Source organism: Pseudoalteromonas sp. TAB23 (genome assembly GCF_000498075.1).
In the GTDB taxonomy this organism is placed as follows: domain Bacteria; phylum Pseudomonadota; class Gammaproteobacteria; order Enterobacterales; family Alteromonadaceae; genus Pseudoalteromonas; species Pseudoalteromonas arctica.
Genome location: NZ_AUTP01000195.1, coordinates 1 through 23,530, shown reverse-complemented (window position 1 = coordinate 23,530; position 23,530 = coordinate 1). Strand labels below are relative to the sequence as shown.

The 23,530-nt window shown below is 39.1% G+C and carries 17 protein-coding genes and 2 pseudogenes; 8 read left to right on the top strand and 11 right to left on the bottom strand.

Annotation, left to right across the window (positions count from 1 at the left end):
• The first annotated feature begins 1 nt into the window (after window position 1).
• On the top strand, window positions 2-706 hold the full coding sequence (locus L654_RS0109900) for an NRDE family protein (protein WP_024607937.1): 705 nt from the start codon (window positions 2-4) through the stop codon (window positions 704-706).
• Window positions 707-814: 108 nt separating this feature from the next.
• Here the strand turns inward: L654_RS0109900 and L654_RS0109895 are convergent, their stop codons facing one another.
• Window positions 815-2,581: a GNAT family N-acyltransferase gene (locus tag L654_RS0109895; RefSeq protein WP_024607936.1), complete on the bottom strand. Its 1,767-nt coding sequence runs from the start codon at window positions 2,579-2,581 to the stop codon at window positions 815-817.
• Window positions 2,582-2,933: 352 nt separating this feature from the next.
• Here L654_RS0109895 and L654_RS0109890 point away from each other — a divergent pair, with 352 nt between their 5' ends.
• On the top strand, window positions 2,934-4,148 hold the full coding sequence (locus L654_RS0109890; protein WP_007587289.1) for an HD domain-containing phosphohydrolase: 1,215 nt from the start codon (window positions 2,934-2,936) through the stop codon (window positions 4,146-4,148).
• Here the strand turns inward: L654_RS0109890 and L654_RS1000000128250 are convergent.
• Window positions 4,108-4,431 carry a hypothetical protein gene (locus tag L654_RS1000000128250; protein WP_024592106.1) on the bottom strand — a complete coding sequence of 108 codons (324 nt, stop codon included), beginning with the start codon at window positions 4,429-4,431 and terminating at the stop codon, window positions 4,108-4,110. The two genes, L654_RS0109890 and L654_RS1000000128250, sit on opposite strands and share 41 nt — an antisense overlap.
• Window positions 4,432-4,714: 283 nt before the next feature.
• Between L654_RS1000000128250 and L654_RS0109880 the strand changes: the two genes are divergently transcribed.
• On the top strand, window positions 4,715-5,965 hold the full coding sequence (locus L654_RS0109880) for an outer membrane protein transport protein (protein WP_024607935.1): 1,251 nt from the start codon (window positions 4,715-4,717) through the stop codon (window positions 5,963-5,965).
• A 113-nt stretch (window positions 5,966-6,078) separates the two neighbouring features.
• On the opposite strand, the gene L654_RS0109875 is transcribed toward L654_RS0109880, so the two are convergent.
• The 3 genes from L654_RS0109875 to pepA all read right to left on the bottom strand — a co-directional run bounded on the left by L654_RS0109875 (window position 6,079) and on the right by pepA (window position 11,096).
• Window positions 6,079-8,934 (bottom strand): valine--tRNA ligase, encoded by a 2,856-nt coding sequence (locus L654_RS0109875; protein WP_024607934.1) that lies wholly within the window; start codon window positions 8,932-8,934, stop codon window positions 6,079-6,081.
• A 53-nt stretch (window positions 8,935-8,987) separates the two neighbouring features.
• Entirely contained in the window at window positions 8,988-9,434 is a 447-nt protein-coding gene (locus L654_RS0109870) for a DNA polymerase III subunit chi (protein ID WP_007587285.1), read from the bottom strand.
• A gap of 150 nt (window positions 9,435-9,584) precedes the next feature.
• On the bottom strand, window positions 9,585-11,096 hold the full coding sequence (gene pepA / locus L654_RS0109865; RefSeq protein ID WP_007587283.1) for a leucyl aminopeptidase: 1,512 nt from the start codon (window positions 11,094-11,096) through the stop codon (window positions 9,585-9,587).
• Window positions 11,097-11,671: 575 nt separating this feature from the next.
• On the opposite strand from pepA, the gene lptF reads away from it, so the two are divergent.
• Window positions 11,672-12,784: an LPS export ABC transporter permease LptF gene (lptF, locus tag L654_RS0109860; protein ID WP_007587281.1), complete on the top strand. Its 1,113-nt coding sequence runs from the start codon at window positions 11,672-11,674 to the stop codon at window positions 12,782-12,784.
• Window positions 12,781-13,848, top strand: coding sequence for an LPS export ABC transporter permease LptG (gene lptG, locus L654_RS0109855; protein WP_007587278.1), 1,068 nt, complete (start codon window positions 12,781-12,783; stop codon window positions 13,846-13,848). The genes lptF and lptG overlap by 4 nt, the downstream gene beginning before the upstream one ends.
• A gap of 100 nt (window positions 13,849-13,948) precedes the next feature.
• Here lptG and L654_RS0109850 read toward each other — a convergent pair whose 3' ends face one another.
• The 4 genes and pseudogenes from L654_RS0109850 to L654_RS01000000125880 form a co-directional block, all read right to left on the bottom strand.
• Complete coding sequence (locus tag L654_RS0109850) at window positions 13,949-14,449, bottom strand: RDD family protein (protein WP_024592252.1); 501 nt, start codon at window positions 14,447-14,449, stop codon at window positions 13,949-13,951.
• A 171-nt stretch (window positions 14,450-14,620) separates the two neighbouring features.
• Complete coding sequence (locus L654_RS0109845; RefSeq protein WP_024607933.1) at window positions 14,621-15,385, bottom strand: DUF6515 family protein; 765 nt, start codon at window positions 15,383-15,385, stop codon at window positions 14,621-14,623.
• A 378-nt stretch (window positions 15,386-15,763) separates the two neighbouring features.
• Window positions 15,764-16,021 (bottom strand): hypothetical protein, encoded by a 258-nt coding sequence (locus tag L654_RS0109840; protein WP_024607932.1) that lies wholly within the window; start codon window positions 16,019-16,021, stop codon window positions 15,764-15,766.
• 380 nt (window positions 16,022-16,401) lie between these two features.
• Window positions 16,402-17,545, bottom strand: a pseudogene (locus tag L654_RS01000000125880) (alkene reductase).
• Window positions 17,546-17,625: 80 nt separating this feature from the next.
• Between L654_RS01000000125880 and L654_RS0109830 the strand changes: the two are divergent.
• From L654_RS0109830 to L654_RS1000000128680, 3 genes and pseudogenes are all read left to right on the top strand, one after another.
• Complete coding sequence (locus tag L654_RS0109830; protein WP_024607931.1) at window positions 17,626-18,477, top strand: LysR family transcriptional regulator; 852 nt, start codon at window positions 17,626-17,628, stop codon at window positions 18,475-18,477.
• 144 nt (window positions 18,478-18,621) lie between these two features.
• Window positions 18,622-20,454 carry a tetratricopeptide repeat-containing diguanylate cyclase gene (locus L654_RS0109820; protein ID WP_024607930.1) on the top strand — a complete coding sequence of 611 codons (1,833 nt, stop codon included), beginning with the start codon at window positions 18,622-18,624 and terminating at the stop codon, window positions 20,452-20,454.
• Window positions 20,455-20,583: 129 nt separating this feature from the next.
• A pseudogene (locus L654_RS1000000128680) lies at window positions 20,584-20,685 on the top strand (LysR family transcriptional regulator); the annotation flags it as partial.
• Here L654_RS1000000128680 and L654_RS0109815 read toward each other — a convergent pair.
• A complete protein-coding gene (locus tag L654_RS0109815) occupies window positions 20,680-21,750 on the bottom strand; it encodes a cytochrome c peroxidase (protein ID WP_024607929.1) in 1,071 nt (356 codons plus the stop codon). The pseudogene L654_RS1000000128680 and the gene L654_RS0109815 overlap by 6 nt on opposite strands.
• Window positions 21,743-23,530, bottom strand: a 1,788-nt coding sequence (locus L654_RS0109810) for a TonB-dependent receptor (protein ID WP_024607928.1), incomplete at its 5' end; no start/stop codon positions are given. The genes L654_RS0109810 and L654_RS0109815, both read right to left, overlap by 8 nt.

Sequence of the window (23,530 nt, the reverse complement as noted above, 5' to 3'; positions counted from 1 at the left end):
TATGTGCACTTTAAGTTACTTCTTAACTGATGATGGCTACGAGTTGTTTTTTAATCGTGATGAGCAAAAAACGCGAGAAATGGCAATCGCCCCGAGTAAGCACACAGGTAACGCAATTTACCCTATCGATCCGCAAGGGGGAGGTACTTGGCTTGGTGTATCGCATTGGGGGCAAACATTAGCTTTATTAAACGATTATCAAAGTGTATTTGATATAACTGCCGTAAAGCACAGTAGAGGTCTTTTAATCCCACATTTACTGAGCAACAAAACCCCTGCATTGTCTCAATTACAAAATATGGATTTATCGGGTTATGCGCCTTTTAAATTGTGTATTTTTCCGGATAAATTATCCCTAAATAATAGTCACATCGTTTTTGTTCGGTGGGACACAAAACAATTAATCGATTGCCAAGTTGAATCGCTTGCAACGTCATCTGGCGTTGAGCTAGAAACAGTTACACAAAAGCGTAAACAGCAATTTAAGCAACTTATTGACTTAAGATATCCTGCAAGTGAGCAGTTTTTAGCATTTCATTACAGCAAAGCCGAGCAAGGCCAATATGGTGTAAATATGCAAAGAGAAGATGCAATGACAGTCAGTATTAGCCATATTAAAGTTGGTAACACTATACGCTTTAATTATTTTGATAAGCAGTCTCAGCTCATTAGCAGCATTAGTTGTTTAAAAGTGGCTGCAGCTTAACTAAATATTTTTATAGCTGTTACATAACTAAAAAAGTCGACGCAATTAATTGCGTCGACTTTTTTGTTGCTCTATTTTCATCTGCTGTATTAATACAGCAGATGAAAATTATGAGTGATTTATATAATCATCTTTTTTATCACCGAGGTAGAGCTTAAGTAGCTTTTCAGGCGCACTTGGTAGGTGCACACTTAAAAGTAATCCTGGGGTGTGATTAAAGTTACTGTCAATTCCCATACAATGAAATTGAGCGCCTAGCTTATGATATTGCTTTAATAAAATCGGTATGTCTTTTTTATCTTCTTCTATTCCCATAACCAATGTTGATACATGATCTATGTTTAACGTGTGATCACTAATGAAGTCTTCAAACTCTGGATGAATTTTATTATTAAAAGGCGTATTGGCGCTAACACCTTGTTTATTATTAACCATAGCATGGTCAATAATTGCGACAGAACGAGGGTCGTAAAGCTTACTTAATGAAACCGTGCCATATAAAGTCCTATAACGTGGGTTTTGCGCCATAAACGCACCGATCCCTTTAAATAGCAGTAATAAGCCATGGTAACTGCCTTGATGTTTTTGAACTATAAACGAGCGACCCATTTCCAAGCACGGCTGTTGTTGATTAATAAAAGAGGGTTCAAAATTAAACATTTGCGATAAATAAAGGGCGCTCACGTCGCTATTTTTTTGTAATAAATCAGTTTGTCCAATTCGATAAGCTCCAATGATCTCTTCATTTTTATGATCAAAAATAAATAAATGCATGTAGCTTGCGTCAAACTTATCGGTATCACATGGCTCGCCGCTTCCTTCGTTTAATGTACGAAAGGTTATTTCTCTAAGGCGTGTTATTTCAGCAACACAATTAGGTATTTGATCTTGATAACCGTAATAAACGGAGTAACTTTTAAAGTCTAATAAGTGCTGCTCGCTTGGTAAGCTAGCAAGTTCACTCGTCATTTTTGTTTTATCGATATCCTGCATAATCGCTTTTAGTTGCATTGATTGGGCATCGTCTTGCCAAGGTGTTACAAAGCGTTCATCGTTTAAATAGCAAAGCAGGCGCGCAATATCGTTAATGTCGTCAGTTTTCTCAAATTTATTTAATAACTTGGGTGTAAGTAAATTACCAGCACCTAAATTAATGGACCTTTTTTGAATTTTAAGTAATTCACGTATTAGCATTAATAATCTAAATCGGTAGTAAATACGTCCCAAATTGTAAAACATAGGGCTATTTTGACCACTAATAAACACAGGTAATAAAGGGGCTTGTGTTTTTAAGGCTAGTTGAGCCGCTAAGCGATTCCATTGACCGTCGGTTACACGTTGTTTTTTTGATTGAAAAAACGAAACCCTGCCAGCAGGAAAAACCACAAGTAAACCATCGTTATTTACATGTTTAAAACACTGTTTAATTGCACTGGTATTAATGGCTGCTTTTGGTTTTAGCGGATTGGCAAAAATAAAATAATCTTTAATTTCTGTAAATATTTTTAAACCCACGTTAGCCATTACTTTAGTATCGCTACGATAATGGGTGAGTAATTTGGCAATTATTACGCCCTCAATCATGCCATAAGGATGGTTACATACTACTATGCAAGGGCCTTGCTTAGGTATTTTGTTAATAACACTTTGTGCGCCAAGTACATTAATACCCAATACATTTAAAAGCTTTTCACTAAACTCCTGCTTATCTAAACCCGATAAATTATTAGAGAGGTATATATCACGCAGTTTATTTATACCTAATAAGCTATCGAGCAGTGGAGCGGCTACTTTTAATNATATATGACCCAAAGGCGAGGCTGTGTTTATTGCAGCCACACTTAGGTTTGATACGGGGTGGTTTAGTTTTGTCATATATTAGTACTCTTAAGAATTTAAAGCAGTTGTTATTAAGTGCTGTGTATATTGAGACCGAGGCAAAACAATATTATGTTCAAAAAAGGTTAATAAAGTTCGCTTTTTTATAATGATTAGATAAGTTTTATAGCTAAATCACCTGCTTTTTAGTGATAAGCAATTTAGTGTAGTTGAGATGAAAGCGTTTAATTATTAAAAAGTAAAATAATCAGAATTACAGTACAGCTCAAATAGGGCTGTAAATAATGCTTTTAGTTATATATAACTACTTACAACTCAAAAACTAGACTTTTAGGCTTAATTAATGCTATTTAAGGTACATATTCCTTAATAGAAAAATCCCGCCTTTATGCTAATTACTTTGCCCGTATCTGAGCTTACTCCTGGTATGTATGTTGATAGCGTTACTAAGCAACATGAAGGGATCAATAGCATAAAAATTAAGACCAGTGGCTTAGTGCGCGATAGATCTATTATTAAGCGTTTAGTCTCTGAAGGGGTGCTTGAGCTGCTTATAGATTTTGCTAAAGGTGATGCCCCAGTTCCTGCCAAATATAAGCCTCAAAGCAAACCTAAAACATCTAATAGCCAGCAAAAAGCCGAAAAAACACCTATAGCAATCTCAATTGAACAAGAATTTGCTAAAGCGAGTGTCAATTACGATCAGCATGGCCGAAAGCTACAGTCGTTATACGGTGACTTAACATCTGGCCTGAGTGTTAATATAAAAGTGCTTGATGAAATAGCCAGCGAAATAGTCAGCTCAGTTTTTCGTAACGCCAACGCCATGACTATTCTTACTCGTATAAAAGATAAACACAGCTATAATTGGCGGCATATGATCAACTGCGCCATTTTTACCGCTGTATTTGCTAAATACTTAGGGTACAAAATGGCTGTTGTGCAAGAGCTTGCCATGGGCGCGTTACTTCATGATTTAGGCCAAGCTAAATTACCGCAGGGTATATTTTCAAAGCCAACTAAGGTTACTAATAATGAGCTCTTAGCGATTAAAAAGCATGTAGCGCAAGGTTTGGGTTTAGTTAAAGGCGAGAAGGGTATAACACCCCTTATGCTTGATATGATAGTGAATCATCATGAGCGCTTAGATGGCTCTGGTTATCCGCGAGGCCTTCAGGCAGAGAAGTTAAGTCGTCCAGCGCGTATAATGGCAATTGTAGATGTGTACGATGCAATGACTGCCGATAGAATGCATCAAGATGGTGATGAACCAATCAACGCATTGCGGTACTTATTAGCCAATAAGCAATTGTTTGATGGTGAGTTAGTACAGCGTTTTATAAAGTGTTTAGGGGTTCATCCGGTAGGAACTATTGTAAAATTAACGAATGAACGTTTAGCCTTAGTGCTTGAAGGGAACGTATTAAATCCTATTAAACCTAAAATTAAGCTATTTTATAATGCTAAGCACAATCATCATGTTACACCGAAAGACATCGATTTAAGTGAGCACACCCAAGAGCTTAAAATACTATCAAGTGTTAAGCCCTTAGATTATCAGATTAATTTGTCTCGCCTGCTAAAAGAGCATTTGTTGAACTAGTTTTACTGCATTGCCTTTTTTTAGTTTGTTTTGCAGAAATAAACGCACCCAAAAAGCAATTTCCCATCAGTGTTAACCATAACAAAGTGCCTAGCTCTACGTGCAATGCAAAACAACACAGCGCTAAAGAAATCAACGCATTTAACATTGCCCCTAGCCAATAATGGTTTACGGGGTTATCGCATTGTCCTGCTTGAGTACATGCACAGTAGTTTGCTTTGTAAAAGCAAAACACACTCGCCCCACAAAATATTAGCCCTGTAATAATAAATAAAATGATCACAGTTTTACTTCCATTGCGATTTTATAATGAGTGTAAGTTGCTACTAATTTCAAGTCAATCTAAATGATAATTAATTACATTTAGAGTGTTTACTCTAATACCACACTTCTCATCCGATGAGTTTTAAATAGTTGTTAAAATGTCGTTAAAAAACATGTTTTTTACTGTCTTTTGACGTATTCATAGAGTTTTTTACAAAAAATTAAGGTAGTGTAATCGGGTTTTAAATCCTAATAACAACACACATAGTACCCAGACAGTCAGTTTGGTTAAGGACTCAACAATGAAATTTTCTAAAACCCTTATTGCAGCTTCGCTTGCATTTGTTTCAGCTGATAGCTTTGCAGCTGCGTTTCAATTATCAGAGCAAAATGCATCGGGTTTAGGCCGTGCATACGCTGGTGAAGCTTCTATCGCAGACGACGCGTCTGTAGTTGCACGTAACCCTGCACTAATGACTTTATTTAAAGAAAAGCAACTAAGTGTTGCTGCTATTGGCGTAATCCCAGATGTAAGCTTAGAAGGTGAAGGCGCGCCAACTGGTATTGATCAATCTTCATTAGATGACGATAGCATTGCACCAAGTGCAGTGGTACCAGCAGCTTACTTTACTATGCCTTACAACGATAAAGTATCGCTTGGTTTTGGTGCATTTTCTAACTTTGGTTTATCAACAGACTTTGACGATGACTACTCAGCAGGACAGATTGCTGGTAAAACAGAAATCTTCACCGTTAACTTAAATGCAAGCGTTGCTTATAAAGTTACTGAAAAGTTTAGCTATGGTATTGGCTTAAACGTAATTTACGCTGATGCAACTATTGTGCGTCATGCTGGCTCTGGTTTACCATTTGCTTCAAGCACTGAAGTTGTGAACTTGGAAGGTGATGATACAGGTTACGCTTTAAATGTTGGTTTAATGTATCAGCTAGATGATAACAGCCGTTTTGGTTTTAATTATCGTACAGAAACAGATATTACATTCGAAGGTGATTACTCGAATCAAATACCAACAGCTTATCGTGGATTAAATGGAACTGAATTACCTGGTTCTGTTGAAATAACACTTCCTGCAATAGCTGAATTTTCAGGTTCTCATCAGTTAGATGAAAAACTTGGTCTTCATTACAGTATTTTATGGACAGGTTGGAGTAGCTTTGAGTCATTAGAAGCACAAGTTATATCGCCAACTGTCGGTAAGTTCAGCGCATTTAATAAAGATGAAAGCTTCTCTGATTCATACCGTTTCGCTGTTGGTTCAGATTACCAATATAACGAAGATTTATTACTTCGTGCTGGTGTAGCATTTGATCAGTCTCCAGTATCACAAGATCACCTGTCGATCTCTATCCCAGATACAGATCGTTTTTGGTTCTCATTCGGTGGTAACTACACAATTGATCAAAGCTCTAACGTTGATCTTGGTGTAAGTATTATCCGTGGTAAAACTCAGAACTTTGAAGAAGATGGATTTGAGTTTGAGTCAGAAGGTAATGCAGTACTTATTGGCGCTCAGTACAACTACAAGTTTTAATGTAGAAGTGTCTTGTGGTTAATCACAGGGCACAAAAAAGCCGCTCACTTTAATTAAAGTGAGCGGCTTTTTTAATGCCTATTAAATAGTGTTAATAGGCATAATAACTAAAATTATAAGCTTTCTATTTTAGTTTTTTGCTCAAGTAGCTTAGTTTTAGCATCGCTAAACTCAGCCAGTTTTGCATTTTCTTTAGCAAGTACCGCTTCAGGTGCGTTGTTTACAAACTTTTCGTTAGCAAGTTTGTTTTGCACTTGTGCTAGGCCTTTTTCTGCTTTTTCGAGTTGCTTATTAATACGCGAAAGCTCGGCTTCCACATCAATTAAGCCCGCCATTGGGATCATGATCTCAAGGTTGCCAACATAAGACGTGGCACATGCTGGTGCATCGTCTTTGTTTTCAAGCATTGTAAACTCTTCAATTTTTGCAAGTGATGCTAAAAATGATTTGTTTTCTTCAATGCGTCGCACGTCGTCGCTCGATGCATTAGCAAGTAATACGCTAAGTGGTTTACTTGGACTAATATCCATTTCACCACGAATATTACGAATAGCTAAAATGAATTGTTTAACCCACTCTAAGTCGTCCATTGCTTTAGCATCAACGCTTGCTTCATTATATACAGGGAACGGCTGAACCATAATGCTGGTGTTTGCTGTTTCAAGGCCTGCAAGTGGTGCAACACGCTGCCAAATAGTTTCAGTGATGTATGGCATCATTGGGTGCATTAAACGCAGTAAGCTTTCAAGTACGGTAATAAGTGTATTACGTGTACCACGTTGCTGCGCTTCATTACCTTTAAATAATACCGGCTTAGTTAGCTCTAAGTACCAATCACAAAACTGGTTCCAAGTGAATTCGTAAAGTGTGTTAGCAGCTAAGTCAAAACGGTAGTTATCTAAATGCTCTGTGTAGGTTTTAACGGTTGCTTCATATTGACCTAAAATCCAGCGGTCAGCTAATGAAAGCTCCGTTTGAGCACCGTTTGCAAAACCACAGTCTTGCTCTTCTGTATTCATTAATACGTAACGGCTCGCGTTCCATAATTTGTTACAGAAGTTACGGTAACCTTCAAGGCGGTTCATATCCCAGTTAATATCACGACCGGTAGATGCCATTGCAGCAAGGGTAAAGCGAAGGGCGTCGGTGCCGTGTGCTTCAATACCGCCTGCAAATACTTTACGCGTATCTTTTTCGATTTTAGCGGCAAGTTTTGGCTGCATCATGTTACCAGTACGTTTTTGTACTAGGTCTTCAAGTTCAATGCCGTCAATCATGTCTAGTGGGTCAAGTACGTTACCTTTTGACTTAGACATTTTATCGCCATTGTCGTCACGTATTAAGCCAGTTACATACACAGTTTTAAACGGGACTTGTGGTTTGCCATTTTCGTCTTTTACAAAGTGCAGCGTCATCATAATCATGCGCGCAACCCAGAAGAAAATAATATCAAAACCAGTTACCAACACGTCAGACGGGTGGAAGGTTTTTAAATCATCGGTATTTTCTGGCCAACCTTGTGTAGAGAAAGTCCAAAGCGCTGATGAGAACCACGTATCAAGTACGTCTTCGTCTTGGCTTAGCGTTACACTATCTGCAATGTTGTTTTCACGGCGTACTTCAGCTTCGTCGCGACCAACAAATACGTTACCTTCATTGTCGTACCAAGCTGGGATACGGTGACCCCACCAAAGCTGGCGTGAAATACACCAATCTTGTACGTCGTTCATCCACGAGAAGTACATGTTTTCGTATTGCTTAGGTACAAATTGAATATCGCCATTTTTAACAGCGTCTTTTGCAGGTTCAGCAAGTGGTGCAACACGTACATACCATTGGTCGGTAAGTAGTGGCTCAATTACCACGCCAGAGCGATCGCCGTAAGGAACCGTTAAACCATGGTCTTCAATTTTTTCAAGTAGGCCTAGTTCTTCAAATTCTGCCACAATTGCTTTACGCGCTGCAAAACGATCAAGCCCGCGCAAGCGCTCAGGAATTGGCGCATCAAACTCAAGCTCTTTACCGTCAAAGGTGTATGTTTCACCTTGGGTTAAAATAGCGGCGTCTTTATCGAAAATGTTGATCATCGGCATTTGATGACGCTTGCCCACTTCGTTATCGTTAAAGTCGTGCGCTGGGGTTATTTTTACACAGCCCGTGCCTTTATCTTTATCGGCATGTTCGTCAGCAACAATTTTAATACGACGATTAACGATAGGTAATAAAATCTCTTTACCGATTAAATCTATGTAGCGTTCGTCATCAGGGTTTACTGCAACACCCGAGTCGCCAAGCATGGTTTCTGGACGCGTAGTTGCTACTACAATGTAGTCTTTTCCGTCTTGCGTTGTAACGCCATCAGCTAGTGGGTAACGTAAGTTCCACATGTGGCCTTTTTTGTCTTTGTTTTCAACTTCAAGATCAGAAATAGCAGTGTGTAATTTAGGATCCCAGTTTACTAGGCGTTTACCACGGTAAATTAGCTTTTCTTTGTGAAGGCGTACAAACACTTCTTTAACGGCTTCAGATAGGCCATCGTCCATGGTAAAGCGTTCACGATCCCAATCAACCGATGCGCCAAGGCGACGAAGTTGTTTGGTAATAGTGCCGCCCGATTCTTTTTTCCATTCCCAGATTTTATTAATAAAATCTTCGCGGCCTAAATCGTGGCGTGTTTTGCCTTCTTCGGCATGCAGTTTACGCTCAACTAACATTTGCGTTGCAATACCTGCGTGGTCAGTACCTACTTGCCATAATGTGTTGTTACCTTGCATACGTTTAAAACGCGTTAGGGTATCCATTATTGTATCTTGGAAGGCGTGGCCCATGTGTAAGCTACCAGTGACATTTGGCGGCGGGATCATAATTGAATATGGTACGCCTTTGCCAGATGGCTTAAAGTAGCCTTTTTGTTCCCAGTCTTGATATAGAGACTGTTCAATATCTTGCGGATTGTAGGTTTTATCCATTACACAGAACCTTAAATAAGTACTTAAATTAGTTGGTTAGTTTGCCTGATTGGCTAGCTATTAATATCTTGCGTGGTGAGATTGGCACCGAGTTGGCGTAGCTTTTTAAAACGCTCGCGGGCTGCTTGTTTAGCCGCTGCTTCTACGGGTACAAAATCAAAAACTTGGTTAAACCGACGAATGTAATCCGGTAACTGAGTAGCCAAGTTAATTAAAACTTTACGATTGCCAACAGGTGGCGTAATACCAATTTCTACAGGTGCGCCGCCTTTAGGGCCTTCACCTTGTAAATTATGTGGCACAAAACTATCTGGATCGAATGCCCAAATTATTTCATCAATGGCACAGGCTGCTTCGTTATCGTTAACACAAATAAACACACGCTGCCCATTTCGATACTGATCGGCCGCAATTTGAGCAGCCAAAGCAAAATGATCGTCAGCCTTCGCTTTAGACTCATCTTGTTGCTTTAGAACGAAAAATTTAGCGTTCATGTTCATTGTATCGGGGTTTCCCATGACATTGAATGCATACCAAATTGATATACATAAATTAAGAGGCAGATTTTGCCATATAACGGGGTTTGCTTCAATTAATACACAAATAAATAAGGCGCCAAACGGCGCCTTATAAGTAGCTAAACAGTGTGTTTAATCTTGAGCAGCTTCACTTACGCCAGCTCTATTTAATAAATACTGAGTAAGCATTGGAACAGGACGACCCGTTGCGCCTTTTTTAGCGCCACTGCGCCACGCTGTACCGGCAACATCTAAATGCGCCCAATGATACTTTTTAGTAAATTTAGACAAGAAACATGCCGCAGTAATAGTACCCGCAGAGCGTCCACCTAAGTTTGTAAAGTCAGCAAATGGGCTTTCTAGCTGATCTTGATAGTCATCCCATAACGGTAATTGCCATGCGCGGTCGCCACTTTGCTCAGACGCTTTTAATAAATCGTGCGCAAGTGGGTTATGGTTTGATAGTAAACCAGTCGCATGCGCGCCAAGGGCTACAATACAAGCGCCAGTAAGTGTTGCTACGTCAATAACCGTATCCGGATTAAAGCGTTCAACGTACGTTAGTGCGTCGCACAACACTAAACGACCTTCAGCGTCGGTGTTTAACACTTCAACTGTTTGCCCCGACATTGTTGTTAAAATATCACCCGGGCGATACGCGTTTGAGCCAGGCATGTTTTCACAACCAGCTAAAACACCAATAACGTTAATTGGCAATTGCATTTGTGCAAGTGCACGCATTGCGCCAATAACACCGGCAGCGCCACCCATGTCGTATTTCATTTCGTCCATGCCTTCGCCTGGTTTTAATGAAATACCGCCTGAGTCAAACGTTAAGCCTTTACCAACAAGTACAATAGGGGCTTGGTCGTCAGCGGCGCCTTTGTAGTTAATAATCGACATAATTGATTCGTTATCACTACCTCGGCCAACAGCTAGGTAAGAATTCATACCTAGTTCTGCCATTTGCTTTTCGCCAATAATATCAACAGTGATGTTGTCAAAATTAGTCGCTAACTCTTGTGCTTGCTCGCCTAAGTACACTGGGTTACAAATATTTGGTGGCATATTAGCCACGTCTTTACACAGCTTACTACCTGCAGCAATGGCTAAACCATGCTCAATGGCACTTTCGCCAATCGTTAGTTCGCGTCGTGTTGGTACGTTAAACACCATTTTACGAAGTGGACGACGAGGGTCTACTTTTTTACTTTTTAATTGGTTAAACGTATATAAGCAATCTTGCGTTGTTTCTACTGCTTGACGAACTTTCCAGTAAGTGTCGCGACCTTTAACGTGTTGTTCTGTTAAAAAGCAGACTGCTTCCATAGAGCCTGTTTCGTTTAAGGTATTAATAGTTTTAGAAATAATTTGTTTATATTGCTTATCATCAAGCTCGCGCTCTTTACCACAACCAACAAGCAATATACGCTCGCTTAATACATTAGGTACATGATGCAATAATAAAACTTGGCCTGGCTTACCTTCTAAGTCGCCACGGCGAAGTAAATTAGAGATATAGCCATCACTAATTTTATCGAGTTGTTCACCAATGGGGGATAACCTACGTGGCTCGTAAACGCCAACCACAATACATGCGCTGCGCTGTTTTTCTGGGCTACCACTTTTTACGTTAAATTCCATTGTCACTCCTGATTTTGAGTCATTTAAGTTAGTAAGTTGGGGCTAAAAAAGTATTTTCTAGTCTTATCTACGTAACTTATGTAAGGATAATTCTTATTTTAGCTGATTTTTGTAGGGCCTGTTGACCTTTCAGGATTAAAATTTGTTCAACCTAGGGGCTATTTAATCGCGGCGCGAGGTGTGTAACCTAGTGGGCTAAGTAAAAACCGAGCAACAAAGAGTAAATTGCCCCTAGGCAGAACCCTTTGGGCAGCGCATGTTTGGCATTTATGCTGCGTTATCGCCTATTTATGGGGAATAACCACACTATATAGGCTCTGCCTTGCCTTAATACCAAACAGTCTGCTGCAAATTCAACCTCGAAAGATAAACAGGCCCTAGATTCTTACTGTGTAATTGAACTTTATATGCTTAAGGGCTACTAATGCAACATTATATCGTGCACTTAGGTAGGATAATTAAATTTGATGGCTTATAATAATAGCCTATTTGCCGGTATTAATTGGGTAAAATAGCTATTTAACTATTCAATTCTCACTATCGTAGTGAAATTCCATGTTTAACAGGGGCGAGCATTGCTAATTTTCCGTTATTTGACCGCTGAGGTTTTAAAATCGCAGGTCGCCGTATTTTTAACTTTAATGACAATCTTTTTGTCACAAAAGTTAGTTGGTATTTTAGGTGATGCCTCTGAGGGCAGCATTCCTGCTAAATTAGTGCTATCGATGATTGCACTAAAGCTTCCACAACTAGCCTCGCTAATACTTCCGCTGAGTATATTTTTAGGCATTATTTTGGCTTACAGCCGTATTTACGCCGATAGCGAAATGACCGTACTTAAAGCCTGTGGCGTAAGTGAATGGTATGTTGTGCGCGTAACGCTTATATCAAGCGTTGGGCTTGCCATATTAGCCGCTGCATTGACTATGTATATAGCGCCGTGGGCAAGCGAGCAAGAGTATCAATTAAAAGAACAAGCCAAAGCCGATGCGGGGTTATCTGCACTCAGAGCTGGGCGGTTCCAAGAAACCGGTAACGAAAAAGCCGTGGTGTTTATTCATAATATTGAAAAAGGCGGCAAAGAGCTTAATAAGGTATTTGTTGCACAGTTACCTGATAGCGAAAAAGGCAATCTAGCGCGCTTAGTATATGCACAGCAAGGTGTTGTGGTTGAAGCTGTAAATGGTGAGCAACAGCTAGTGCTTACTGATGGAAAACGTTACGAAACAGACGGCACAACGCCTGCACTTAATTTAACAGAATTTGATGGTTACAGCGTACAAATACGAGAACAAGAAATAGAGCATCAACGCCGTAAATTAGAGGCTGTGCCAACTAACCAATTATTGGCTATAAACACTCCTGAATCTATTGCTCAATGGCAATGGCGACTCGCTATTCCGTTATCAATCCCACTACTTACTTTACTGGCAGTACCGCTAAGTGTGGTTAATCCTCGACAAGGTAAATTTGCAAAACTAGTGCCTGCTATTAGCTTGTACTTGGGCTATTTTATTTTACTAAATGCCGCTAAATTTGCAGTTGAAGATGGCAAAATCCCGCCTTCAATCGGCTTGTGGTGGATTCACCTAAGTGCCTTGTTTATAGGTGGGTTATTAATTATAAAAGGGCGACCACTGGGCGCTTGGCTTAAAGCCGTAGTAACTAAGCGGGAGTTAGGCTCATGATGAAAACGCTTGATTGGTATTTAGGCCGCAGTATTCTACAAACTACCGGCTTTGCATTGTTGGTACTTGTTGGTATTAGCACCTTAATTAAATTTATCGACCAGTTGAAGTCGGTAGGGCGCGGCAGTTACGATTTAATGACCGCAATGCTTTACACGCTTTACACAATACCTGGCGATTTAGTGGTGTTTTTTCCGATGGCTGCGCTAATTGGTGGCTTAACGGGTTTGGGGGCACTTGCCTCAAACAGTGAGCTGGTAGTGATGCAAGCCGCTGGTATGTCGCGCTTACAAATAATTGGTTCAGTGATGAAAACGGCCATATTTATGGCTGTATGCATGATGGCACTTGGCGAATGGGGTGCACCTGAAGCGCAATTACACGCTAAAGAAATGCGAAACCAAGCAATACATGGCGGCGATGTGTTTAATACACAAAAAGGTGTATGGGCTAAAGACGGCAATAATTTTATTAATATTGAAGATGTTGATGAAAACGGCAGGCTCAACGGGGTACACATGTACCACTTTGATAAATCGTTGGAGCTTACCCAAATTACTAAAGCAAGAGATGCACTAAGCCGAAAAGAAGGCTGGCTACTTCGTGACGTAAATAAGGTTATTATTACTAGCGAAAAAACCACAACAGAGCAATTACCAGAAGAGTTTTATCCTTCGCAACTCACAGCTGAAAAGTTAGGGGTTGTTTCGGTAAAACCGGAGTCACTTTCATTTACTGGGCTTTGGTCGTATTTAAGTTACTTAGAGCAAAACGAACAAGACACAAGTACCTACGAGCTTGCTCTATGGCGTAAGTTGATGCAGCCAGTATCTGTTGCGGTAATGCTGCTGGTGGCGCTCTCGTTTATATTTGGCCCGCTGCGTACAGTTACTATGGGCGCACGTATTATTATGGGTGTTGTAACGGGGATTGTGTTTCACTTAACTAATGAAATATTTGGCCCTGTAGTTATGGTTTACCAAATACCAGCCATTATAGGTGCGGTATTGCCCAGTATTATATTTATAGGCTTTGCGACATATTTGATGAATAAACGGGTATAGAGTACCTATTCAAAGCATTAAAAAGGGTGACCACGGGTCACCCTTTTTGCTTTTTAACTACTGTTTAACTACCGCTTAACTCACGATTTGAAAGCTGGTATTAATCAAGCTCACTATAAATACGTCTGTTTTCTTCTTTAGTAAGCGCAATAACTTCTGTTTTAGAGATGTAATCTTGCAGTGCTTTTTTGTTTTTAAAATCTACTAACACCATCAAATTACCTAAACCGAGTAAAGCGCTAACGCTGCGGATAATTGATTGCGGCCAACTAATTAAATTACCCTCAAGAGTTTGTACTTTTAAACGCCATGCACGCATGCCAATGGTTTGCCCGCTTTTAGTCCAAAAGTAGCCAAAAAATACTAAGGTAACAATAATTAAAAGAGCGGTACGAATACCCGAAAGAAGATTTGAATTTTGAATAAAGGCAGATACATCCTCTGCGCCATTTAAACTAATTACATCGAGAGAAATAAGCCCTTGTACTGCAAATAAATACAGCACTACAGTTAACATCGCAAACGCAATAATGGCTAACGTATCGTAAACTAACGACGCAAAACGGCGCCAAAAACCAGCACGTGGAAACTCACCCGACATAAATACACTCTCACTATTAATATGCGAGCTAGTTTAGCAAAAAAGCTTACAAATACTAAGACATGTTAATGCTTAGAGAGGGAATTGATTTTATTGCTTTAAGTTATTACCTACAGGGGAAATGAAAAAGACCCTGCTATTGGTAGCAAGGTCTTTTAATTTATAGCGGACTTAACCTAGCTTGATAGCAAGGTATTTTATGTCGTCACCACTTATTTGCGGTAAAAAATAAATATCGCCGTATTTAAAATACTGCTGCGAGTTAATTATTACGGCCTGTGCTGCCTGAGGCAATGAATCGTAAGTTTGGCCCAAGCTATAATCATTCACATTACCCACTTTTATTGCCTGATTAAGACGGGTTGGTGGCTCATCAACCACTGTATAACCGTCATTATTTGCGACGTAATACACGTTTTGATATGTGTAGTAGGTGGTATTGTGATGCTTAAAATGCCTGTAATTTCTTGGTAGCGTATTTATACGCAGGCCTCTAGGTGGCGTAACTACATGGTAGCCTCTTTTAGCTTTACGGTAGTAAAGGCCGTCGTTAAACGTAAACGAAATATCATTAAATCTAATCGATGCGCTATTGCGTGGCAAATGGTTTATAAATCGATTTTGTCTGTAAGCGACTGAATTATTATGGTTTGTTAAGTAGTTATATTTGCGCTGGTTGTAGCGGTATTGTTCACGCTTTTCCTGCTTGTACTTAGCAAGTTTACGTTTTTCTTGCTTACGGTCTTCTCGTTTTTCTTTTTTATGCTCAATACGCTGCTTTTTTTCATGGCGGCGCTCATCGCGTTTATATTCAACACGTTTGTCATGGTCACGTTTAAAGCTTTTATCATTCTCTCGCTCGTTTTGTGCTCCAAGCGCAGAGCCTGATACTGCGCCAATGGCGAGCAGTACAGGTAGTAAAAAAGTAAGTTTCATAGTATTGCCTCGTTTATGTTTTTACATAACTGGGTTCAATACTAGCGGTTCAAACTGAATGTTAACTGACATACAACAGCAAACGGAGCTATGCTTACAGCTTTTTACATTTTACTGACGGTTCTTGACATAATTTCTAGTTTTTGACGATTTTTAAGGGTAATTCTGTTCTTTTTAAGTATATTTATTATGAGAGATATTTTAATAATATTGCTATTAAATTATGTATTTGGACTTTTTTGTTGTGCTTAGAAAACGTTATTTCCGTGCATTTTAGATGGGAAAATACCAATAATAGAGTTTAAATGGTGTAAAAAGCTAAGTTTGCGGCGCGTTGTTTATTGCCGCAAACATGACTTTATATTTTAAAGTGCGCATCTATCTTTTAATAAATTTAAGGCTTGGGTGATACGTTATGGTATTAACTTTAACAAATGCTGTGTTATTAACGTTTCTTTTAACAACTTTAACTGGAACATACTTGATTACCTTAGTTTGGTTAATTTTTTTCAGTCCTCGTTTTAGTTGAACCTTTTTATATTCTTGCTTTGCATATCTATCATGTGGCGCTGCAAATGCAGAACTAGATAAAGTGCCAATAACTAATAGTGCAGGTAGTATAAATGTAAGTTTCATAATATTGCCTCGTTTGTGGTTAACATGGCTAGTGTTGACGTTTGAAACTGAATGCCAACTGCATGTAGGGGCAACTGTAGGGAGGCTTTACACCCTTTTACTTATCTTTACTATTCTTGACGCTAATACCAATCCGCAGTAATACTTAATCAATTTGAGAGATTCAATCTAACGCTAACTCTATTAAAAAATGACTGATATATGGCTGCATAAATGCAGAGGGTAGGGCAATGAAAGAGCAATTGTCGAGAACAACTAATAACAAAATTTTAGCTGTGTTATCAACATTGTTTTCTTAGCTCAAAACAGGTAGCTTAATTAAGCTACCTGTTATAAAACCGTATTGGTTCTATACCAATTCCATATATCGTTTAGGTTGACTACTTTTGATAAAAAGGATAATCGCTATAACCGACTTCAGTACCGCCATACATAGTGGCTGNCTGCATCGGCCTCGTTAAACGTCCAATTATTCGCTATACGCTCTGGTAAATCAGGGTTAGCTATAAATGGGCGACCAAATGCAAATAAGTCACCGTAACCTTCACCTAAAATACGTACCGCTTTTTCTACTGTGTATTTACCAGCATAAATAATGCGACCTGAAAATTCAGCTCGTACTGCTTTATAAAATTCTTGTGGTAAATCAGGAGCATTTTCCCAATCAGCTTCCGCTATTGATAAGTAAGCAATGCCAGCTTGCTCAAGCACTTTAACGGCTTGTACATAAGTATGATGAGGGTTTGATTCTACAAGTCCTAGATACACTCGTGTTTCATCTGTGCTTTCAAATAAAGGAGCAAAGCGAACACCTAAACGATCAGAGCCTACAACGTCACTTACCGCTTCAACTATCTCTTTTAAAAAGCGCAGGCGATTACTAAGCGTTCCACCGTATTGATCGTCACGGTTATTAGTATGTTCAGAAATAAACTGATTAACTAAATACCCGTTAGCACAATGAAGCTCTACGCCATCAAAGCCTGCTTCTAGAGCATTACGTGCAGCTTGCGCATACATGTTTACCAGCTCGCCAACCTCAGTAGTACTTAGTGCACGGGGGGCACTTGGGTCAGCCAATGCGCCTTCACCAGGTGCGGTTTCAATAAATACTTTTACGTTGTCAGCAATAATATCTGAAGGGCCAACCGGTTTACCTGAATTTGGTTGTAGCGTGGTGTGCGATACGCGCCCTACATGCCAAAGCTGAGCAAAAATAACACCTCCTTTAGCGTGTACCGCGTGTGTTACTTTTTTCCAGCCTTCAATTTGTGCTTGCGAGTGAATACCTGGGGTCCAAGCGTAACCTTGTCCACGAGGTTCTATTTGTGTGCCTTCGGTAACCATAAAACCAGCCGATGCCCGCTGCGCATAATACTCAGCCATTAATTCATTAGGAATATTGCCAGGCTGAGTGCTACGAGAGCGAGTAAGAGGTGGCATCACAATACGGTTTTTAAGTGTAAAAGGGCCAAGCTCAATTGATGAGAATAAAGGGGCGGTATTAACTAATTCTGATTTCATTTTAAATTCTCTTATAAAGCAAACAAAGGCTTAAATAGTGGTTAAGCAACATTGGCAGCATAGAGATTTAAGGATACAATTTGAAACAACACTTTTTTGTGCAGCATACAATTATGAATGGTATTACTCGGCTCGATATAAAACAGTTAAGAGTACTCAGTAGCTTATTAGAACTGCAAAATCTTTCGCAAGTAGCCAAAAAAATGGGGTTAACGCAACAAGCTATTAGTGAGCAACTACGAAAACTACGAGACTTATTTGACGATCGCTTGTTTATTCGCCAAGGTAATAACATGGTTGCTACTCCTAAAGCGCAAGGACTCAAGGCGCCTGTTAATCATATTTTAAAGCAATTAGAATCGTTACTAGAGCCCGAGCTGTTTAGTCCGCAAACTTATAAAGGTGTGTTTACCATAAGCGCAACCGACTACGCCACGCAGGCTTTATTGCCGCAATTATTTAATATTACCCGCCNGGCAGGCGAGCTTGATTTATTGATTAGCTTTCCAGAATTTATACCCGACAATCTTTCTTATATCACTTTGTTTGAAGAACAGCATTTGTGTATTACCGGTATAGGTAATACTACTTACACTGAACCTTTGAGTTTGGCGCAATTTGCAAAGCATTCACAGCTAGTGGTGTCGCCATCGCGCGCTAATTTGCGCGGATCGCACGATCGGTGGTTTGAAAGCCAAGGGCTAAAACGTAATATTGTAATGTCGGTACCGAGTTTTTCAGCGGTGCCCGATATTTTACATACTACTGATATGCTAGCGTTTTATCCATCAAGATTATTGCCAAACAGCAAAGTTAAACAGCTAAAAATAGAAGCTCTGCCTCCTACCTTTAAAGTAATAGCTGCATGGCATCCGCGTACCAATAACAGCCCAATCCATAAATGGTTGATAGAGCAGCTGCAAAACCTATAACAGTAAACTTTAATGCAAGTATTAATGTAAGTATTAAAGCAAATACTGTTACCATAATTAACGATGGTTATTAAAGATTGTCGTCAGCTAATTGCAGTGTCCTTCAATTGTGTTTTAAGTGCGGTAAAGGAATTATAAAGCTAAATGTTTAAGTTATTTTTTGGTGTTTTTTGCTGTCTACTTTGTTTCGGCACTTTGGCTAACGCAGTAAAAGAAGATGTTGAAAAAATACTAAGTGGTCATTTAACGAGTAATCAAAGTCGTGGGCTTATGGATAAGTTAGAGCGCAACCTACCTTATCCTTCTGTGCTCGATACTGCTCGAGTTAAAACTGTAAAGTGTTGGTTTTATGACCCCCAAAATGACAAGAATCATATAGCATTAAATGATTTACTGTCAGATGCTAATCAAGCAATCAAAAAAGCTGACTCCCCTAAATTAAAACTCGATTTACAAACATGCCAGGCATTTAATTTATACCAACAAGGAAAAGTAAGTGCGGCCACTTCAATGACCAAAAATGTTATTAGTGACACCTCTAAAAATCCAGAACTTTATTACCAACATGCGACAGCTAACTTAATTTTAGGAAGGATTTTTCGTTCGCAAGGCTCGTATCAGCAAGCTTTTTTAGCATTTCAGCAAGCTTATAATTCCTTTGAACAAGGCGGCTTTTCTTACGACAAAGCGCTCATACTTAAAGAGATAGGGCTTATTCATGCCGATCTTCACAATTTTTTGCTGGCTGAAGAACAATTACAAAGAGCGATTAATGAGCTGACAAATTACAATGAGCAAGAGTGGTACATAGCCACAGATATCCTAGCCCAAGCTTATGAAGCCCAAGGTAATTACCAAAAAGCGGTAATGCTGTACAACAGTATACTCCCAGCCGTTATTAAGTATGAAGACGATGAAGGGAGTGCTTACCTACTCTTTAAAATCGCACAAATAAATATTCAATTAAATGAGCTGCAAGAGGCTAAACAATACTTAAATCAAGCTAGGGATTTAACGCTAAATAGTGAGTGGATTAAATTTATTCAATCAATAACAACAGCTGAGTGGTTAATTAAAAAGGGCCGCCTAGATGAAGCGGAACTTCTTTATTTAGATTTTGAACAAAATAGTTCTCAAGTATGGTCAGTTGACTCTTTAACTCGTTTTTTAGAATTTAAGCGTGAATTAGCAGTGCAAAAAAGTAATTATCAGCAAGAAGCCTTAGCTCAAAGAGAGTTATTAAAAATCGCAGATAAAAAAGTGCAAGAAATTGCAGATAATACATTACTTTCTCAACGTTTAGCATTTGATTGGGAACAGCAAAAACGAGAAATAACAAGACTAAAAGAATCGTCAGAGGTAAAAGAGCAGTTATTAAATTTAGCTAATGAAAAAGCATTTTGGCAAATCGCATCGTTGCTATTTTCTATTGGGTTAATATTGATTTTAGCTTACATAACTTATAAACAAACTCAGCATAAACAGCGATTCAAAACACTTGCATTAAAAGACGAATTAACAGATATCGCTAATCGTAGAGCAATATTTGCATTTAAATACAACGCGATTAAAAAAAGCGAGTTTTTAGGAAGCGCGTGTTCATTAATTGTTATTGATATAGACCACTTTAAACAAGTAAACGATACATACGGACATGATATTGGCGATGAAGTTATTATCTCTACTGTTAAATTTATAGAAAAAAACATTCGTCAAACAGATTGCGCAGGTAGGGTCGGCGGAGAAGAGTTTTTAGTTGTTTTACCTAATACAGCACTTAGTTTTGCGCATGAAGTTGCCCAGCGTATACGCGAAAATATTGAGAATGTTACTCATACCTCACTCCATATAAAATCAACAGTAAGTATTGGTGTAGTAGAAGTTAAAGCGGGCGAAGCCCCAAAAGATGCATCTCGACGAGCTGATGAAAAATTATACGCAGCTAAAAATGCAGGCCGTAATAAAGTAATGGTTTAATAACTCAATAATTATTGAGTTATTAAACGGCTAGTAATTTTTATTTATTATTGAAAAATATAGCAAGCTAATTCATCTAATACTCATATGTATTTAGAGTGTATATCCTTCTTCGATACCTTTCAAAAAGAAGCTCTGCCTCCTACATTTAAAGTAATAGCCGCATGGCATCCTCGTACTAATAACAGTCCAATTCATAAATGGTTGATAGAGCAGCTGCAAAACTTATAAAATCCGTAGAAATGCAACGAGATCTAAACGCTCTTGCTTAGTTAATTTTAATGGCTTTAGCAGTTTCGTCGTTTTAGGAAAATGAGGATCGTTTAATTGGGTTTTTCTAGGCTTAGGTCTTGCTCCACCATGGTTGTACATGTTTACTATGCCCAGTAGATCATCAAAAAGCCCATTGTGCATCCAAGGAAATGTTTGTGTTAAACCTAGTAATGAAGGGGTTCTAAATAACCCTATATCACTTGGGTTATTTGTAATGTTAAACCGGCCTTTATCTTCAAAACTACGGCCGTAGTAATGAAGGCCAGTGCCATGAAATTGGTTGTCACTTAATAGTGCGCCATTGTGGCAAGTCATACATTTTGCTTTGGTTCTAAATAAATGTAATCCGTTTAATTCACTATCTGATAAGCGTCTAAGCGCTTTTTTTGGATTACTCTGAGCCTCATTAATAAATGATTTAAAACGAGTATTAGGTGCAATGAGTGTTCTCTCAAAAGCTACGAGGGCTTCTGCCATTTGTGCCATAGAGAGCGTATTTGAATTAAAAGCACTTTTATTAAATGCCGTATAGCTTTTATCTTTATTGACCCGCACTAAAGCTTTTTGTGGATCTAAGTCCATTTCAATTGGATTGCTAATGGGCATAAGTGCTTGTTGCTCAGCTGTTTTAGCGCGACCATCCCAAAAAAAACTTTGCCACTGATCTATACCAAAAATTGCAGGGGTATTGCGGGTGCCCACTTGATCATTTATACCGATTGCAGTGGCACGACCATCATGAAAACCCTTATCTCGTTCATGACAACTTGCGCAGCTTACGGTTTTATCGCGCGAAAGCTGTGTATCATGAAAAAGCTTATTGCCAAGTGCAACATGCTCTGCCGGTGGAGTGGCTATTGGCAATAGCGAAAGAGGCTCAACTATACGTCCGTCACTGGTTTGAATTGGGGGCCATTTTACCTGCTCTTCACTATATACTTTTCGTAGTGATTTAGTATCAAGCTGCTGTGGTTGGGCATTTAAAGAAAGAATAATACTTAGAATACGAATAAATTCAGTCATACTTGTAGCTAAGCCCCAACCAAAATACTCGACCAGGTTCAATACCAGATGCGCCTTCTGCAATAGTATATGTTCTACTATTTAATAAGTTTGAAATATCAGCGCTTAATTCTAATTTTTGGTTACCAGTCAATTTATAGTTATATTTTAAACTTAAGTTAAGCATTGTTCGGGCGCGTACAGTCTGTTCTTGGTAAATATCAAATAAAGTGGAAACAACGGGACAGCTAGCACAGGCATCCTCTATATCAATGCTTTCACTGCCTCCTGTATTTACTGCGGTATTGTAGCTCCCTGAATACGAAATATTTAATCCAGTACTAAATGAATCAACCCAATCTACGTTCCAACCTAATGCTGCTGTGATAGGCGCACCAAAATTCGTCCGTATCTGAGACAACTGACTTAAAGTTACAAGCGAACCTTCATCTTGTGCATTAACATAATATACCAGCTCGTCGAGTGGGGTGTTATCTACAGATGCATTATAATTGTCGTTTGATATTTCATTCTCAGAGTAAGAAGTGTTCGCCCATATAGAATGTGAACCAAACTTAGCGCTCCAAGCGAGTGAGATCCGCTCTGAACTTCCTGAACCTTGATTGCTAATATCTATATAAGTGTAGCCATCAATATTGGTTTCATCGGAAGTGGTACGAGAAAATTGCTGATGTTTTTTACGCTTTACGTATTTTAAAGAGACATTACCAATCGTCTCAAATGCGTGCGCAATACCCAGTGTAAGTTCATCATCGTAAGGGGTTTCTACGTTATTGAATCTATATTTAAAGCTACCAGTGTAATTTGAATTTAACCAGTTTTGTAAGTACCCACTTTCAATAGGTCTATATTGCAGGTATGAAAACAACTGTTGCTCTTTAATTTTATAGCTAATAACTGCAGAGTCGTAATATCGACTAAGGCCAGCGCTAATAATGGTTTTTTGATTACCAAATACGTCGTATCCTAACGAAATTCGTGGTGCTACGTCGTGGTTTTGCAAAAAGTCATCGTAGCTGTAGCGCATGCCTATATTTACATCAAATTTACCGTAGTTAATATGGTCGGTAACGTAGAGTGCATTACGATTTAAATTTACATCTATATATTCAGCGGGGCTAATGGTTCGACCATTAAAAAATTGCGCGGTAGTGGTAATGTTATTGCTGTACGCGGCTACGTGTAGTGGGTTATTAAAATCAATTTCACCACCTAGCTGCGCTGCAAGTTCATCAACAGAAATAGTCGTTTCAAGTGTTTGGCAGTCAAGCGAGTAGCCACTGCAGTTGAGCGGTGTAGTAGCACTAGACCATATGACGGGGGAGCTGTAGTTATAGCCATCTTGAAAACGCTCACGCTCAATTTGCTGGTATTTAATTTCTGCACCAGCCACAATTGAGTGACTAAAGCCTAAAAACTTAAAAGCTTCCACATTAAATGTATTTTTCCAATTGGTAGTGAACTGGCTGTTATCTAACGCGCCATAGCCACCTTGTCGTGAAAAACGTTCGTCGGCATCACCTTGGTTAGCGTATTGTCCCCAGTCTTTGCCTTTTGCTTGTAGCCAATTATAAAAATGCGCTGGGCCATCCCGACTACTGTCGCTCATGTTAAAGTTTAAATTACTTGTCCATGTTAGGTATTTAAAGTCTTGCTTTAATTGTAATGCGCTACCATAAGCGCCACCTTCTAAGTGATAGTCACTATCGAGTGCATCAGTAATAAAACCATCTACCTCGTAGGGAGAATAGATCATACTTACCGTAAAATTATCAACCCA

Bases quoted from the DNA above. Each gene is read 5' to 3' on its own strand.
- L654_RS0109900 (WP_024607937.1), top strand. From the start codon at position 2: ATGTGCACTTTAAGTTACTTCTTAACTGATGATGGCTACGAGTTGTTT.
- L654_RS0109890 (WP_007587289.1), top strand. From the start codon at position 2,934: ATGCTAATTACTTTGCCCGTATCTGAGCTTACTCCTGGTATGTATGTT.
- L654_RS0109880 (WP_024607935.1), top strand. From the start codon at position 4,715: ATGAAATTTTCTAAAACCCTTATTGCAGCTTCGCTTGCATTTGTTTCA.
- L654_RS0109875 (WP_024607934.1), bottom strand. From the start codon at position 8,934: ATGGATAAAACCTACAATCCGCAAGATATTGAACAGTCTCTATATCAA.
- L654_RS0109870 (WP_007587285.1), bottom strand. From the start codon at position 9,434: ATGAACATGAACGCTAAATTTTTCGTTCTAAAGCAACAAGATGAGTCT.
- pepA (WP_007587283.1), bottom strand. From the start codon at position 11,096: ATGGAATTTAACGTAAAAAGTGGTAGCCCAGAAAAACAGCGCAGCGCA.
- lptG (WP_007587278.1), top strand. From the start codon at position 12,781: ATGATGAAAACGCTTGATTGGTATTTAGGCCGCAGTATTCTACAAACT.
- L654_RS0109850 (WP_024592252.1), bottom strand. From the start codon at position 14,449: ATGTCGGGTGAGTTTCCACGTGCTGGTTTTTGGCGCCGTTTTGCGTCG.
- L654_RS0109845 (WP_024607933.1), bottom strand. From the start codon at position 15,385: ATGAAACTTACTTTTTTACTACCTGTACTGCTCGCCATTGGCGCAGTA.
- L654_RS0109840 (WP_024607932.1), bottom strand. From the start codon at position 16,021: ATGAAACTTACATTTATACTACCTGCACTATTAGTTATTGGCACTTTA.
- L654_RS0109820 (WP_024607930.1), top strand. From the start codon at position 18,622: ATGTTTAAGTTATTTTTTGGTGTTTTTTGCTGTCTACTTTGTTTCGGC.
- L654_RS0109815 (WP_024607929.1), bottom strand. From the start codon at position 21,750: ATGACTGAATTTATTCGTATTCTAAGTATTATTCTTTCTTTAAATGCC.